15 protein-coding genes are annotated in these 15,441 nt (G+C 54.4%); 11 read left to right on the top strand and 4 right to left on the bottom strand.

What is annotated here, in order from left to right; translation table 11 throughout:
- Positions 1–16: 16 nt before the first annotated feature.
- The 4 genes from Y71_RS11585 to Y71_RS11570 all read right to left on the bottom strand — a co-directional run bounded on the left by Y71_RS11585 (position 17) and on the right by Y71_RS11570 (position 4,616).
- Positions 17–1,252, bottom strand: a complete 1,236-nt coding sequence (locus tag Y71_RS11585; protein WP_007371764.1) for an MFS transporter — start codon at positions 1,250–1,252, stop codon at positions 17–19.
- 158 nt (positions 1,253–1,410) lie between these two features.
- Complete coding sequence (locus tag Y71_RS11580) at positions 1,411–2,949, bottom strand: DHA2 family efflux MFS transporter permease subunit (RefSeq protein ID WP_007371763.1); 1,539 nt, start codon at positions 2,947–2,949, stop codon at positions 1,411–1,413.
- A 10-nt stretch (positions 2,950–2,959) separates the two neighbouring features.
- A complete protein-coding gene (locus tag Y71_RS11575; protein WP_007371762.1) occupies positions 2,960–4,138 on the bottom strand; it encodes an HlyD family secretion protein in 1,179 nt (392 codons plus the stop codon).
- Between the two features lie 22 nt (positions 4,139–4,160).
- Positions 4,161–4,616 (bottom strand): MarR family transcriptional regulator, encoded by a 456-nt coding sequence (locus Y71_RS11570; protein ID WP_007371761.1) that lies wholly within the window; start codon positions 4,614–4,616, stop codon positions 4,161–4,163.
- 538 nt (positions 4,617–5,154) lie between these two features.
- Between Y71_RS11570 and tssB the strand changes: the two genes are divergently transcribed.
- From tssB to tssJ, 11 genes are read left to right on the top strand one after another with little or no spacing between them, the layout of a single operon-like run.
- Complete coding sequence (gene tssB / locus Y71_RS11565; protein ID WP_007371760.1) at positions 5,155–5,637, top strand: type VI secretion system contractile sheath small subunit; 483 nt, start codon at positions 5,155–5,157, stop codon at positions 5,635–5,637.
- A 2-nt stretch (positions 5,638–5,639) separates the two neighbouring features.
- A complete protein-coding gene (gene tssC, locus Y71_RS11560) occupies positions 5,640–7,121 on the top strand; it encodes a type VI secretion system contractile sheath large subunit (protein ID WP_007371759.1) in 1,482 nt (493 codons plus the stop codon).
- Between the two features lie 41 nt (positions 7,122–7,162).
- Positions 7,163–7,645, top strand: a complete 483-nt coding sequence (locus Y71_RS11555; RefSeq protein ID WP_007371758.1) for an Hcp family type VI secretion system effector — start codon at positions 7,163–7,165, stop codon at positions 7,643–7,645.
- Positions 7,646–7,694: 49 nt separating this feature from the next.
- Positions 7,695–8,120 (top strand): GPW/gp25 family protein, encoded by a 426-nt coding sequence (locus Y71_RS11550; protein ID WP_007371757.1) that lies wholly within the window; start codon positions 7,695–7,697, stop codon positions 8,118–8,120.
- Positions 8,113–9,912 carry a type VI secretion system baseplate subunit TssF gene (gene tssF / locus Y71_RS11545; protein WP_007371756.1) on the top strand — a complete coding sequence of 600 codons (1,800 nt, stop codon included), beginning with the start codon at positions 8,113–8,115 and terminating at the stop codon, positions 9,910–9,912. The genes Y71_RS11550 and tssF overlap by 8 nt, the downstream gene beginning before the upstream one ends.
- On the top strand, positions 9,903–10,844 hold the full coding sequence (gene tssG / locus Y71_RS11540; RefSeq protein ID WP_007371755.1) for a type VI secretion system baseplate subunit TssG: 942 nt from the start codon (positions 9,903–9,905) through the stop codon (positions 10,842–10,844). The genes tssF and tssG overlap by 10 nt, the downstream gene beginning before the upstream one ends.
- 14 nt (positions 10,845–10,858) lie before the next feature.
- The gene (locus tag Y71_RS11535; protein ID WP_007371754.1) at positions 10,859–12,997 is read left to right on the top strand and encodes a type VI secretion system Vgr family protein; all 2,139 of its coding nucleotides are present in this window, start codon (positions 10,859–10,861) and stop codon (positions 12,995–12,997) included.
- A 10-nt stretch (positions 12,998–13,007) separates the two neighbouring features.
- Entirely contained in the window at positions 13,008–13,454 is a 447-nt protein-coding gene (locus Y71_RS11530) for a DUF6931 family protein (RefSeq protein ID WP_007371753.1), read from the top strand.
- A complete protein-coding gene (locus tag Y71_RS11525) occupies positions 13,454–13,753 on the top strand; it encodes a PAAR domain-containing protein (RefSeq protein WP_035888596.1) in 300 nt (99 codons plus the stop codon). The genes Y71_RS11530 and Y71_RS11525 overlap by 1 nt, the downstream gene beginning before the upstream one ends.
- Positions 13,754–13,759: 6 nt before the next feature.
- On the top strand, positions 13,760–14,812 hold the full coding sequence (gene tssA, locus Y71_RS11520; RefSeq protein ID WP_007371751.1) for a type VI secretion system protein TssA: 1,053 nt from the start codon (positions 13,760–13,762) through the stop codon (positions 14,810–14,812).
- Complete coding sequence (gene tssJ / locus Y71_RS11515; RefSeq protein WP_007371750.1) at positions 14,812–15,441, top strand: type VI secretion system lipoprotein TssJ; 630 nt, start codon at positions 14,812–14,814, stop codon at positions 15,439–15,441. The genes tssA and tssJ overlap by 1 nt, the downstream gene beginning before the upstream one ends.

Raw genomic sequence — 15,441 nt, 5'->3', positions numbered from 1 at the left:
GGGCAAATGCGCCCGGCTACGCTGCGTTGCTCTCCAGCCGCTGACGATGCCGCAGGCCGGGGAACATCTTCATCCATAGCGCCACCACCAACAGCGTGCCGATACCGCCCAACGCCGCAGCGGGCACAGCGCCGAGCCACGCGGCGAGCATCCCGGATTCAAATTCGCCAAGCTGGTTCGAGGTGTTGATAAAGATCGAGTTAACCGCATTGACCCGCCCGCGCATCTCATCCGGGGTATCCAGTTGCACCAGCGAACCGCGGATCACCATACTCACCATATCGCAGCCGCCGAGGGCGAACAGCGCCAGCAGCGACAGCCACATCAGGTTTGAAAACGCAAACACCAGCGTCGCCACGCCAAACCCGGCGACGCTCATAAACATGATCATGCCGACGTTGCGCGTAAGCGTTCGGTGGCTGAGCCAGAAGCCCACCAGCAGCGCCCCGACCGCAGGCGCACTGCGCAGCAAACCCAGCCCCAGCGGCCCGGTATGCAGGACATCGTGAGCGAAAATGGGCAGCAGCGCCGTCGCCCCGCCCAATAACACGGCAAACAGATCGAGGGAGATCACGCCCAGCACATCCGGGCGGTTGCGGATAAAATTCACCCCGGCGAACAGCGATGAAAGCGTGGCCGGGGTACGTTTCGGCTGCGCCTGTTCATAGCGCAGCGTGCTCACCAAAAGAAGCGACACCAGATATAGCCCCGCCGTGGCGGTATACACCACATCCGCGCCTGCCGCATAGAGAAAGCCGCCCAGCGCCGGGCCGACAATCTGCGCGGCCTGGCCGGAAACCGCATTGGCGGCGGTGGCGCGGGGTAAAATCGAGGCCGGAACCAGCGCCGGTAGCATCGAAATCATCGACGGTGATTCGACGGTTTTGGCGCAGGAGATAATAAAAATCAGCAGCAGAATCACCCAGACGCTGGCGTCGCCTTGCCACGTCAGCCAGGCCAGCGCCGCAATCGCCAGCCATTCGCAAATCTGCCCGATCAGCACCACGCGGCGCCGGTCAAACTGATCGGCGATATGCCCGGCAGGCAGCGCCAGCGTAACCGAAGGAACAAACTGCACCAGACCAATCATCCCCAGCCAGAAGGCGCTTTGCGTCTGGGAATAGATCTGCCAGCCGACAATGATGGACAACATCTGGAAACCAAAGCTGGAACTGGTTCGCGCCAGCCAGAACGCCACAAACGAACGGTGCTGCAATAAACGACCATCACTGCCGGGTAATACGGGTGCCATAGTTTATCTCATCTTATCCCCGCCATATTTCAAGTTGCATGTGCGTTGGCTTTCCTGTTCGGTGCATCCCTGAGCCTCCCCCCTTTCGGGGCCAGCGCTAGCGCTGTTCAATACGAAAAGCGTTTTGTCCTGCAACTCGAATTATTTTGGGTACTGTATTAATGCCCTGCCGCGGGTGGCGCGCCAGACGCGCCGGAACGCACAAACGGCGGGCGGGCAAACCAAATTAACACCATCAGCACCATGAACCCCCAGCCCAGTAGCCAGAAATAGTCGATGGTTGACATCATATAGGCCTGCTGCTCAATGGTGTTATCCACGGCCGCCAGGTGCTGCTGCGTCACACCGCCCATCTTATTCAGATAGTCCATTGCCGCCGGGTTATAGGTGGTGACACTCTCGGTGAGGTTAGCATGGTGATAAACCTCACGCCGCGACCAAATCCAGGTGGTGAGCGACGAGGCGAAGGAACCGCCGAGCACGCGGAAAAAGGTCGCCAGCCCGGAGCCTTCCGCCACTTCAACGCCGCTCAAATTCGACAGCACAATGGTGGTGATTGGCATAAAGAAAAAGGCCACGCCGATGCCCATAAACATCTGCACTTCGGCAATGGTGCGAAAATCGACGCTGGTATTGAACTGTGCGCGAAGCAAACACGATATGCCCATCGTCAGGAATGACAGCGTGGCGAGGAATCGCAGATCCACTTTGTGCGCATAGCGGCCGATAAATGGCGTCAGCAACAGCGGTAAAAAACCCATTGGCGCTGCGGCCAGCCCGGCCCAGATGGCGGTATAGCCCATCTGGGTTTGCAGCCACTGCGGCAGAATAATGTTGATGGCAAAAAACGCCGCATAGCCAAGCGTCAGCGTTGCCGTACCGATGGCGAAGTTACGATCCTTAAACAGCCGCAGGTTCACAATCGGGTGGCTTTCCCCCAGCTCCCAAATCACAAACGAGACCAGCGCAATCGCGGAGATAACCGACATGACGATGATTTCCGGCGCGTTGAACCAGTCAAGATCGTTGCCTTTGTCGAGCACCACCTGCAACAGCCCAACGCCGAGAACCAGCAACGCAATGCCAATGTAATCAATCGGCGCGGCGGTGGTGTTCTCTTCCCTCGTGCGGAGCTGGCTCCAGACGGTAATAGCGGCGAAAATGCCGATCGGCACGTTGATGTAAAAAATCCACGGCCACGAGTAGTTATCGGTTATCCAGCCACCGGTGATCGGGCCGACAATCGGTGCCACGACGGTCACCATCGACAGCAGCGCCAGCGCCATACTGCGTTTGCTGGTCGGGAAAATGACCAGCAATAGCGTCTGACACATTGGGAACATCGGCCCGGCGAAAAAGCCCTGCAGGGCGCGGAAAATAATCAGCTCGGTCATGCTGTGGGCAAAGCCACAGAGGAACGAGGTCAGAGTAAAGAGCGCCACCGAGCCGACAAACAGCTTAAGCTGGCCGAAGCGTCGGGTGAACCACCCGGTTAGCGGCAGCGCAATCGCGTTGCACACCGCAAACGAGGTGATCACCCAGGTGCCCTGATCCGAACTGACGCCGAGGTTACCGGCGATGGTCGGCAGCGCCACGTTGGCGATGGTGGTGTCCAGCACCTGCATAAACGTTGCCAGCGACAGCGCAATCGTCGCCAGCAGCAGGCTGGGAGGCGTAAACGCCGACTTATCTTGCATAACGTCTCTCTTAGCGGGCGCTGGATGCTACCGCCTGGCTGTTGTCATGAAGAATTTTCGCCACCAGTTGATCGGCATTTTGCAGCGCGTTCTGGTACACGTCGGTGGTAAAGCGCGGCACGGCAACGGTTTGCTGTGGCAACAGATGACCATCCGTATCACGGATATCCACGCGGGCAAACATCGACAACCCCACGCGCAGCGGGTGTTTCTGCATATCGTGCGGATCGAGCGTGATGCGCACCGGCAGACGCTGGACAATTTTGATCCAGTTACCGCTGGCGTTCTGCGCGGGCAACAGCGAGAAGGCGCTGCCAGTCCCAATGCCAAGGCTCTCAATCACACCGTGGTATTCAACGTTATCGCCATAGAGATCGGCGGTCAGCGTCACTTTCTGCCCCAGCCGCATCGTCTCCATCTGGCTCTCTTTAAAGTTGGCATCCACCCAGACCTGATCCAGCGGCACAATCGACATCAACGTGGTGCCGGAATCAACCCGCATGCCAAGCTGCACCGCACGTTTGGCAACAAAACCGCTCACCGGCGCGACAATGGTGCTACGGGCATTATCGAGGTAGCGCTGGCGCAGCGTGGCGACCGCACTTTTGATTTCCGGGTGGCTGTCGACCACCGTGTCATCGACCATCGCCAGATTGGTGGTTAACGCCTGTTGCGCTGCCGCCAAATCGCTTTTCGCGGTGGTCACCGCATCGCGATAATGCGCCAGATCTTCAGCGGCAATCGCTCCGCTGGCGAAGATCTTTTGCCGACGCGCATAGTCATTTTGCGCGGTTTGCAGCGCCACCTGTTTCGCTTCGACCTGTGCGCGATAGTTATCGGCGGTGCTGTAAAGCCCGCGCACCTGACGCACGGTGCTGGCAAGGTTGGCTTCCGCCTGTTGCAGGGCGATTTCCGTATCGCTCGGATCGAGCAGCACCAATGGTTGCCCTTTTTCTACGTAATCGCCTTCATCAACGGCAACTTGCGTGACGGTACCGGCGATTTGTGGCGTCAGCGTCACCAGGTTGGCGTTGACGTAGGCATCGTCGGTCGTTTCGTAATAGCGGGCATACAAAAAGTACCAGGCCAGACATCCTGCGGCGATCGCCAGCAGAATGAGAAACAGAATAGCGAAGTTGCGCTTACGTTTGCCCGGCGCGCGTTCGGCTTGTGCAGATGAAGTTTGCATCGTAAATACCTTGTTGGACAGCTTAGCGATGTGGGCGAGTTGCCTCGTCCGGCAACATTTTTATCAGTAAATCGACCAGCAACCGGGACTCTTCGGCTGTCAGGCGGCAGGTCAGCGAACGGAGAATCGAAGCCAGCGCCTCATTCTGGAAACGTTCGCAGATCTGCTGCCCTTTTTCGGTCAGGGCCAGGATCACCTGGCGTTTATCCTCCGGATTAGTGTTGCGCACGATCAGATCGCGTTTCACCATTCGTTCCAGCATGCGGCTCATTGCCCCGGCATCCATCAGCAAGTTTTTGCTCACTTCAACCGGGCTGTTAAAACCTTTGTAGATACTGATCAGCACCTTGAACTGAGCGGCAGTGATATCTGTCGACGAAAAATACTGACTAATGAGCTGGTCTTTAAACTGGTTCGCCAGATGAATCAGTAAAGCAAGATGCAGTTTGGGAATGGGGGTCTCTGTCGTGTTCGTCATGATATTTGCCTGGTCAGTAATTACAAATGAAACTACTGACCAGGCAACTAACTGTCAATGGATTGTCAAGATAAGCGCACATTTTGTCAGTCCGTCGGCGACGGACAACCTGCTGTGCCGAGGTTTTCACACTCATACCTCTGACATCGGCCAGGCAGTATCAAGCGTAATAACGGTTCAATTGCCAGGATGATTATTTCAACCTGTAATTGGAACGTTTATTTAAAGTTTTTCGCTGAATTACATATATTATGTTTCTCCATAAGCGAAATTAAAAACACTGCCAATCGCTCAATTTGTGATAATGTAATCCGCATGCTGCAAACAATAATAAGCTTCCGTCTCGCTGCATAAAAACATCTCAAATATTATTCAAAAAATGTATTCCTTGAATATTCCCATTCACTCTTAATTAAGAGCATAAATATAGCGGCAAACTACAACCTGAAGTAACTTATAAACGTATGTTTGAGCACAGCACCAGTGACAGCTTAATTGCATGGCCAATTAAGTTATACGTCATTATTTGGAGGACAACATGAGCAACACTCAACACAAATTAGATAAAGCCCGTCCACCACGGGTACAAATAACCTATGATGTCGAGATTGGTGATGCCCAGACGGCAAAAGAATTACCTTTAGTTCTTGGCGTTATGGGCGATTTTACCAATACCGAAACTGAACTGCGCGATCGTAAATTCCTGCACGTTGATAAAGATAATTTCAATGAAATCATGTCATCGATGAAACCGGTCGCTGAATTTTTAGTCGATAGCGCATTACCCGATCAGGAAGGGAAAATGGCCGTATCATTAACCTTCCAGAATATGGATGACTTTTCGCCAGATAATATTGTTCAACAAGTAGAACCGCTGCGCAAATTGATGGAACTGCGTGAACAATTATCAGATTTACGCAATCGCGCCGCCAGTAATGAACGTTTAAAAACACAGCTGGCAGAAATAGCAATGCAGCAGAACAAACAAACAGAGCAGACAGATAACCCGGCAGAGGAATAAAAATGGATAGTGAACTGGCTGTAGGCACTGTTGCTGAAACATCATTCAGTGATGATTTTCTCAATCAGGTAATCGATAATACAAAAGCAATTCGTCGTGAATCAGATCGCGACCGGATGAAAACACAGCTTAATAATTTTCTCGCTGAAGTAACGGCAGGAACAGTAATTGTCTCAAGCGATCTGATTGGCAGTATCGAACAGCGTATTTCAGCCATTGATGAACTGCTTTCCAGTCAGGTAAGTTTAATTATTCATGCCCCTGAATTTCAGAAAAAAGAGTCTTCATGGCGCGGCCTGCATAAACTGGTGCAGACCAGCGTAACGGAAAATACGCAAGTCCGGGTTCTGCAATGTACTAAACAAGAATTGATAAAAGATTTTAAATCGGCCAGCGATTTCGATCAGTCAATGTTGTTTAAATGCGTCTATGAAAGCGAATACGGTACTTTTGGCGGTACGCCATTTTCGTCCTTTATTGGCGATTTCGAATTTGATAACACGCCACAAGATATTAATTTGCTGGAACAGATTTCCCACGTCGCGGCAGCAGCCCACGCCCCTTTCCTGAGCGCTATTGCGCCGGGCATGCTGTCGATGCAGGATTTTTCCGAGCTGCCTCGCCCACGGGATATGGCGAAATTGTTTGAGACCACGGATTATGCGCGCTGGCGTTCATTCCGCCAGAACGATGATAGCCGTTATATTGGCCTCACCTTACCCCGCGTGCTGGGTCGCATGCCCTACGGCAGTAAAACCATCCCGGCGGAAACCTTTTGCTTCGAAGAACAGATCAATGAAAACGAAAGCGGCAGCGATTATCTGTGGATGAATTCCGCCTGGGAGCTGGCAGGCAAGATCGTTGAATCCTTTGAAGAGTATGGCTGGTGCGCCTCCATTCGCGGCGTCGAAGGGGGTGGACTGGTGCAATCATTGCCGGCGTATAACTACACCTCAATCAGCGGTGAAAGGACCATGCAATGCCCTACGCAGGTCGCTATTTCAGATCGCAGGGAAAAAGAGCTTTCCGATCTCGGTTTTATTCCGCTGGTGCATTGCAAAGGAACCGACTACGCGGCGTTTTTCGCCGTTCAGTCAGCCAACAAACCGCGTTTATATAACTCCGACCAGGCGAATGCGAATGCGCGCCTGTCGAGCCAGTTGCCCTATATTCTGGCCACGTCGCGGTTTGCTCATTATTTGAAATCCATCGTTCGCGATAAGGTCGGCAGCTTTATGTCGCGCAGCGAGTGCGAAGAGTATTTACAGAAGTGGATTATGCAATATGTCGTGGCCTCCGATAACGCAGGCCCGGAAACGAAAGCACGCTATCCCCTCCGCGAAGCCCAAATAGACGTTGTTGAAGTTCCTGGTTTCCCCGGGACTTATCGCGCAATTGCATGGTTAAAACCTCATTTTCAACTTGAGGGTTTGAGTATGTCTTTACGCCTTGTAGCCGATTTACCGTCTGCTGCCGGTGCGTAAATTTATTTTTTCATCGTTTCATTATTAATAAAGGATTAGATATGGCTAAACTCCAGGACTGTCAATTCATCGAAATTAAAATTGACAACAAACCCGTTAAAGGCGCATCGACGGAAGCGGCTTATAAAGACTGGATCGAAGGGTATGCTCCGATGGGTATCATCACGTATTCCGGCCCTGACGGTACCTATTTTGATTCAACTCACGTTTCCTTATTAGTGACGAAGGAAAGCAGTAACTTTTTTGAGCAGTATTTAAAACGCGGCTATAAAAATATTACTATCACGGTCGTACATCGTGGCTCCGACGAATACTCAGCGAACTATGAAATTCAGCGTATCACTTACACTGACTGTAAGATTCAGAGTCTTCGTTACGAAATGCGTGACAAGTTATTTATGGATATTACTTTCACCTTTGAAGGCGAAGTTGATCTCACCATTAACGTGCCGAATGCTGCAGAATCCGGCCTGGATAAAATTGGGCCGATCAAATACGACATCCCGACAAAAGCGCTTAAATAACAGCGTCTACCGGCTACCGCAGGTGGCCGGTTTTTTTCCAGGAAGCGCAATGATGATATATTCATTACTCTTAACGCTCAGTGATAATCACCCTCTTCGTGAAGAAGATGATTATCAGTGCGAAGCGCTTTCGCATCACCAATTACTGGCAGAGTTAAACATGTGTTTAAGCTCCCGCACGCGCTATCCCGGTATTGAGGAGATTCCTCTTATTAATACTTCGGTATTGAATTTTGGTATCGATGAGTCATTCCAGAAAACTAACGAACTGACTCCCCGGCGTAATATTATGGAACAGCGGCTGCAAACCACCATTGCCCGTTACGAGCCACGCCTGACGCAGGTTTCCATCATCAGCACCCAGGTCAACCCGGAACATATTAAATTCGAATTACAGGCAAATTATTTAAATAAGCCGTTAACCATCAGGCTTATCTGGAATGACGATACGGGAGTATTTTATTTCGATGAATAGTTTACTTTCTTATTATCAGAAAGAACTGAACTTCTTAAAAAAACATGGCCGAGTTTTCGCTGAACGCTTTCCGAAAATAGCTCGTCGGCTTGGCATGATCGAGGGGGAATCCGCCGATCCGCATGTCAGCCGATTGATTGAATCTTTTGCCTTATTAACGTCGCGCATTCATCAGCGGCTGGATGAAGATATGCCAGAAGTGGTCGAGGCGCTCATTGCTTCGCTGGCTCCCCAGTTCCTGCGTCCGCTGCCCTCAACCTGCATTGTTATGATGGAACCCGATCCCGCGCGCAGTGGCATCAGCGGCAAAAATATTCTTGCGCCGGGAACCGCGCTGTTTACTCGCAACACTGCCCCGCTGCCCTGCCAGTTTCAAACCATCTACCCGGTAACGCTACTGCCGCTCAGCATCGAGACGGCAAGTCTGCATTTTGACAGCGATATCCTGAACTGGAAGTTACGCTTGCAGTTTCGCGTCTGGCCGGGCGGCGCGATCGGTGCCGAAAAGATCCGCCTCTATCTGCACGGCCAGGACAATGCGGTCAACCTGCTTTATACGGTGCTTTGTTCTGAGCTTCAGAGTCTTGGCCTGTCGCAGGGGGATAACAGCATAGCGCTGTCCGCCACGGCGATCTCCCCCGTGGGTTTTGAGGTGGAAGATGCCCTGCTTACGCGCGATCCCAGCATTGCGCCGATCCATATCCTGTTGCTGGATTACTTCTATTTTCCGCAGAAATTCTCTTTTATTGACCTGCAATTGCCGGAAGGTTTTACCGCCAGCGGTAATGAAAGTTTTGAAATTCAGGCCGTTATCAGGCGCAACCGCTTGACGAAAAAACTGGAAAAAATGGCGGATATTGTCGATGCCAGTTTTTTCCGCCTGTTCTGTTCTCCCGCCGTTAATTTGTTTACGCAGCGTGCAGAGCCACTCACGCTCAACGACGCCACCGTCGAGCATCCGGTCATTCCGGACAACCGCTATCCGGGGCTGATTAGCGTCTGGTCAATCGATACCGTTACCGTGCAGCGTAAAACCGAAGGGCGCATTGATCACTGGCCGGTACGTTCACTGCTTGAAAGCCACCTGCACATGGACAAGACGGACAACGCCGGGCTGCGCTGGCAGAGCACTCACCGGGAAGTGCATGGCCCACGCGGCGTGGAGCCAACCTGTTTTATTACTTTCAGTAAAAGCCAGCCTGGTGCGGCTTCGCCGGATGCCGAGGTGGTGACCATTACCATGCGCTGTAGCAACCATACGTTGCCGCATCAGTTGTCGTATGGTCATCCTGACGGTGATTTTGATGCCGACGCCGCAGTTGCCGCGCTGAAGACGATTGCGCTGACCCATCCGACACGCCCGCTTAATCCCCCGGAAAAGAGCGCGCAACACTGGCGCTTTCTGGCACAACTCTCTCTCAATCATCAGTTGCTGACCGGCGAACGCGGCGCACAACAGCTGGCAGAGATGCTGTCGCTGTATAACCGCGACGTGCAGCCGGGGAAAACACCGTTATTCATGTTGATACAGTCGCTGGAGTGCCAGCCGGTTACTCGTCGGCTGGTAAAAAACGATCCGCACTCGCTGGCACGCGGCATCAATGTGCTGCTGACGTTTCGCCATCAGGCGCTGAATGAACCTGATTATTACCTGTTCTGCGCCCTGCTGGATCGCCTGCTGGCGCTGTATGCCCCGGTCAACAGTTTTATCCGGCTCGCCACCTGTATTGAGCAGGAAGCAGAAACGCTGCACCAGTGGCCGGTGCGCGCCGGGAGGCTGTCATGGCTTTGATCCCGCTTATCAGCAAATTCAATTTTTATCAGCAAATTCGCCTGTTGCTTCGCATGCTGCGGGATGGCGAAAAAACCGATGAAACATTACTGGATGAAGCGCTGCATCTGACATCAACCCTTTCGCTTAATGCGCCAGAGGGTGACGTGGAGTCGCTATCCCAGGCAGCGCCCGGTGAGCCGCTTACGGTGACGGCGTTTCACCACGGTCTGACCGGTGCAATGGGCGCGCTGCCTTCGGTGTATACCGAGTGGCTGATTGAGCGCCAGTACCGTTACAGCGACGGCAGCGCCAAAGCATTTTTCGATCTCTTTGGCCACCGGCTCTACTGCCTGGATTATCTCGCCTGGCAAAAAAACCATTTATACGCGCTCGCTGAATCTACAGGTTCCTCGCCGCTCAACATGGCCATCCTCGCGCTTACCGGCCTGACGAATGAAGCGCCCTTCCCGGCGATGGTGAACCACGCCGCGTTATTTGCCGCCCCCGTGCGTTCAATGGTCAACCTGGAGCGCTGGCTGAGTCAGCTGTTTGCTGTCCCGGCACAGGTGATCCCGTTTACCGGCGGCTGGCGCAGCGTGAGCGATGAGGAGCGCTGCCAGCTCGGCAATCCTCAACACAGGCTGGAAACCGCGCCAATGCTGGGTGCCGCACGTCGGGAGGTGCATGCGCATTTTGATGTCTTGCTCGGCCCGATGTCTGCGGAGTCTTCCCGCCGTTTTATTCCGCAGGGCGCAGCCTGGCAGGATCTCTGGGCGCGTATCCGCGATTACGTCGGCCCGGTAATGGACTTCTCCGTTTCCTTACTGATCAGCCGTTCCTCTCCCGGTTCCAGCCCGCTGGGAATGCGCGCTTTAGGGGTGGATTTTTGTCTTGGCAGCAGCGCGGGGACGTATCTGCATAAAGTGCAGAAGCCTGCCCCGGCCTTTTAAACAGGATTATTGGTATGTCGATTATTGAAAAAAGCAAAGAGCAACAACACCATTTTATCGGCTGGAACGGCGATCTCGCCGGTTCGCTGCTGCTCGTCTCACTTCGCGGGCAGGAATCACTCTCCTCGCCATATCAATACGAACTGCGTTCGCTGACAAAAATGAAGGAGGCAGATCTGGCACGCTGGCATGGCGAAGCGGTCTCCTGCCGCATCGGTGACGGCAGTCAGTCGCTGCCGCAGCGCCATCTGCACGGTGTCGTGACCCGCATTCGTTATGCGCAGCGCACCGGGGATGAGGCGGAATGTATTTTCACGCTCGAACCGACACTCTCGCTGCTGCACATGGGGCGCATGATGCGCATCTGGCAAAACACCAGCGTGCCGGATCTGGTCAGTACTCTGCTCAAAAATTACGGCATCAACGATGTCGAGGTGCAGTTGCATGGCACGTACCCGAAGCGAGAGTACTGTGTGCAGTATCGTGAGTCGGCATTGCGTTTTATCGAGCGAATTTTGCAGGAAGAAGGGATCTACTACTTTTTCCGCCACAGCGCAGCGGCTCATACCTTAGTGCTGGCCGATCATCCCGCCAGCCACGCCACCATTGGCGGAGAGAAACTCGCCTGGCACCATCAGGGTGAAATCATCACCGGCGGCACTATCGATAGCTGGGAAGCCAGCATGGCGTTGCTGCCTGCAAGCGTGGCGATTCAGGGCTTCAATATGCCGCAAACCGCCGCGATTGATGATCTGAAAAGCGCCCGCAGTGCTGATAAATCCATCTCATCAGTGACGTTCACCGATATCACGCCGCAGGGCGATCGCGAATTGATCACCCGCAAGGCCCAAACGGTGATGGCGGCGAAAGAAGCCAATATTCGCCACTTTGCCGCGACGGCGAATGCGCACTGGTTGAGTTGCGGCGAAATTTTCACGCTGAGCGGCCATCCTTCCGGTGACAAGGCATACAACATTCAGCGTCTGGATCTGGAAGCGGTTAATAACTTCGACGACAACAGCAGCGTCTGCTTTTGCCAGTTGCAGGCGATAAGTAACGATCAACCCTGGGTACCAGCCGATAGTCATCCACTGCCGGAGATCCCTGGCGTTCTGACGGCAACCGTCGTTGGACCTGCTTCAGAAGAGATCCACGCCGATGAATATGGCCGCATCAAAATCCAGTTTCCGTGGGACAAAGAAAACCCCAATGACGATACCTGCTCCTGCTGGGTGCAGGTGGTCCAGCCGTGGAGCGGTGCGAAGTTCGGCGCGCAATTTCTTCCGCGCGTCGGCTGTGAAGTGTTGGTCAGCTTTGTGCAGGGACATCCCGATTTCCCGGTGGTTATCGGCACGGTGCATAACGGTCAGAATAAGCCGCCATTCGCCCTTCCCGCCGGGAAAAACGAGAGCGGTTTTATGTCACGCAGCACGCCCAAAGGCAGCGTCGATGAGGGCCATCGCCTGAGTTTCAACGATAAAAAAGGCGAAGAGTTGCTGACCATCATTGCGCAAAAGGATCTCGCGCTGACGGTAAAAAATGATGCCACCAGCACCATCGCCGCCAACCGCAGCACCGAGTTGACCAAAGGCAACGATCTGTTGGTGCTGAAAGAAGGCGATATGAGCGTCACGCTGGAAAAAGGCAACTGGCAACAGCGCGTGACGGGCAATGCCAGCGCAGAGGTAAAGGACGGCAATTACACGCTCAGCGTTACCGGCAATGCCACCACTGAAGTGAAAGACGGCGAGTACAAGCTCAACGTCACCGGCAATACCACCACCGAAGTGAAAGACGGCGAGTACAAACTCAGCGTTGCCGGTAATACCACCACCGAAGTGAAAGACGGTAACTACAAGCTCAGCGTGGCGGGCAATAACACCACCGAGCTGAAGAGCGGCAATTACATGCTCAGCGTGAGCGGCGGCAGCGGCGGTATCAAAACGGATAAAGCGCTGACGTTCGAATCCACACAAGGCATCGAACTGAAAGTGGGCAGCAACAAAATCAGCCTTTCGCCCAGCGGCATTACGATTAACGGCACCCTGCTCACCCTTGAAGCGAAAGCTACGGCAGAGCTTAAAGGCGCAATGACCACGGTGTCCGGCAGCGGGATGACGCAGGTTTCAGGCGGCATTATTAACATCGGCTAAGGAGAGCACCATGGCATCCGTTGAATTATCCCACCACCAACAACTTGCCTGCGGCAACTGGGAAGAAGCCCTGCAACAGTGGCGCCAGCAGTATGACTTCAAAACGGTCGTCAGCCAATTGACCGCCCTGCTTCGGCGCTTTGCCAGCACGGATGCGCTGCCGCTGCTGGATGATATCGCCCGCTACGGCCGTCAACCCGACGAAACACTGCGCTGGCGCATCTTTGAACAGGCGAAGGAGCTGGGTTTTAACACGCCAGTTGGTGCCCTTGCTTTGTCGCTGTTCTGGTCGCAGGGAAGTATGAGCCCGCCGGATCTCGAACCGGTTTATCCCGATCCGCAACTGAGCCAGCAAATCCTGAATTGTGCGCTGGTGATGTCGGCCTGTCAGCTCTCTGAGTCTCCGACGGAGGGCGTACGCCTGCTGTTTTCCCACATTGCTGACGGGGGTCTGTGATGGCTCAACCTGCGGCCCGTGTCTCTGATATGCATACCTGCCCGATGGTGACACCCGGCGTTCCGCCAATCCCGCATGTCGGCGGCCCCATCATGCCACCTGGCGTCCCTACGGTGCTAATTGGCGGTCTTCCCGCCGCGACCGTCGGCTCAATGGCGACCTGCGTCGGGCCTGTCGACAGCATCGTAATGGGCAGTTTCAAAGTGCTGATCGGCAAAAAACCGGCCGCACGCATGGGAGATAGCTGCGCACATGGCGGCGTGATTGTCGCCGGATGCCCCAAAGTTCTGATCGGATAAGCGAACATGACCCTTGTTGCCGATATTGCGCCGCTGTTAGCGCCAATCAGCCCGGAAAATCCTGCCGGGGAAAATCTGGAATATGAACTGCTGTTTGACACCATCCGCAGCGCGCGTGAAAGCGATCCGGACTACTTGCCCGAAGGCGACTGGTCGGTGAGCGAACCCCGCAAAGCGGACTGGAATAAAGTGCGGATGCTGAGTGAAAAAGCCCTCATGGAGCAGAGCAAAGATCTGCAACTGGCGTGCTGGCTCGTGGAGTCGCGCTGCCATTTGCAGGGGCTTGCCGGGCTGTGCTCAGGCATCGATTTTCTTTGCGCCTTCCTGCAACAGTTCTGGTTTCAGTGCTGGCCTTCGCTTGAGGAAGATGGCGTTTTAGCGCGCCGTAGCCGACTGTCGCGCCTCGATCGCGACATCAGTATGCAGCTTTTTCGCCAGCCGTTGCTGGCGCAAGAGATGACCTCGCTGGCGACATGGCGGGAGATTCAGGCATTCGAACAAAAAATCACCGCTCACCCGGAAAGCCGCGAGGAGTTGATAGCGCAGAAAGGCGATCTGTCGATGAGCAGTTTCGATCGGCTGGCGACGCAATTTTCTGCCCATGACATCAGCCAGCAGCTTGCGCTTACGGAACAACTGACCGCTGCGCTGCGGCAATGCGAGGCATGTTATGCCTCGTTGAGTGAGGATCAGGAAGGCGATGTCTTTGTTCTGATCCGCCAGACGTTAGCGGAAGTGACCGACTATCTGCAACGCCTGGCGCAACGGGCAATGCCGTTGGCTACAGACGCTCCAGTTGACAGCGCAGAAGGCGCACCGCTCGCCACGACGTCGCCCTTCGCCACCTCACAGATGATGAACCGCGAGCTGGCCATCAGCCAGATGCTGGCTATCGGTGCCTGGTTTCGCCAGACCGAACCCTCAAGCCCGGTGCCCTTTCTGATGGATCGCGCCGCCCGCTGGGCAAACATGACGCTAACCGAATGGCTGGAAGAGATGCTTACCGACGATACCAGCCTGCATGCCATTCATAATGTATTAACAGGACAGAGCCAATAATGCCGGGAAAACATACCTTTATCATTGCTTTTTGCGCTGCGCTGCTCAGCGGGTGCGCGGAGGAAAACACGGCTCCCGCCACGAAACAGCAGGCCATTGACCAGGTTGCCGCGCCCTTTGCCCAGGGCGCCATCACGCTGGCTATTCAAACCGACCCGGATTTGAATGCGGTGCATGGTATTGCCAATAGCTGCACGTTACTGGTTATCCAGGCGCAACAAGCCAATACACTAAGCAAACTGCTCTCTAACCCTTTCGCGTTAAAGAACCTGTTCAGCGCCGCGGGCGCGCAGGATGAGATCTTAAAAGTTGACCGTTACGCCGCCATGCCGGGACAGCACACGACGCTGCATATCGATCGCAGCGAGAATACCCGTTACCTCGCGGTGGTTGCCGGTTATTACCCGTTCCCGCAAAAGCAGCATATGGCGCTCATCCGTATTCCCGTCGCCACTGAAAGCTCCGGCTGGTGGACGCCGCGCTGGCTGGCGCAACTGGCTCCGCTAACGCTTACCCTGCATCTCGGTAGCAACAGCATGACGCAGTTTACCGGCGCTGAACGCGAGCCGCTGCGCCTGCAAAATGCGGCGCCCGCACCGGCGCCATCCCCTGCCAGCCAAGGAAGCTGA

It is taken from the genome of Kosakonia radicincitans DSM 16656 (assembly GCF_000280495.2).
In the GTDB taxonomy this organism is placed as follows: domain Bacteria; phylum Pseudomonadota; class Gammaproteobacteria; order Enterobacterales; family Enterobacteriaceae; genus Kosakonia; species Kosakonia radicincitans.
Note: the sequence above shows the minus strand (reverse complement) of the source record. Positions and strands in the feature narration are given on the sequence as shown.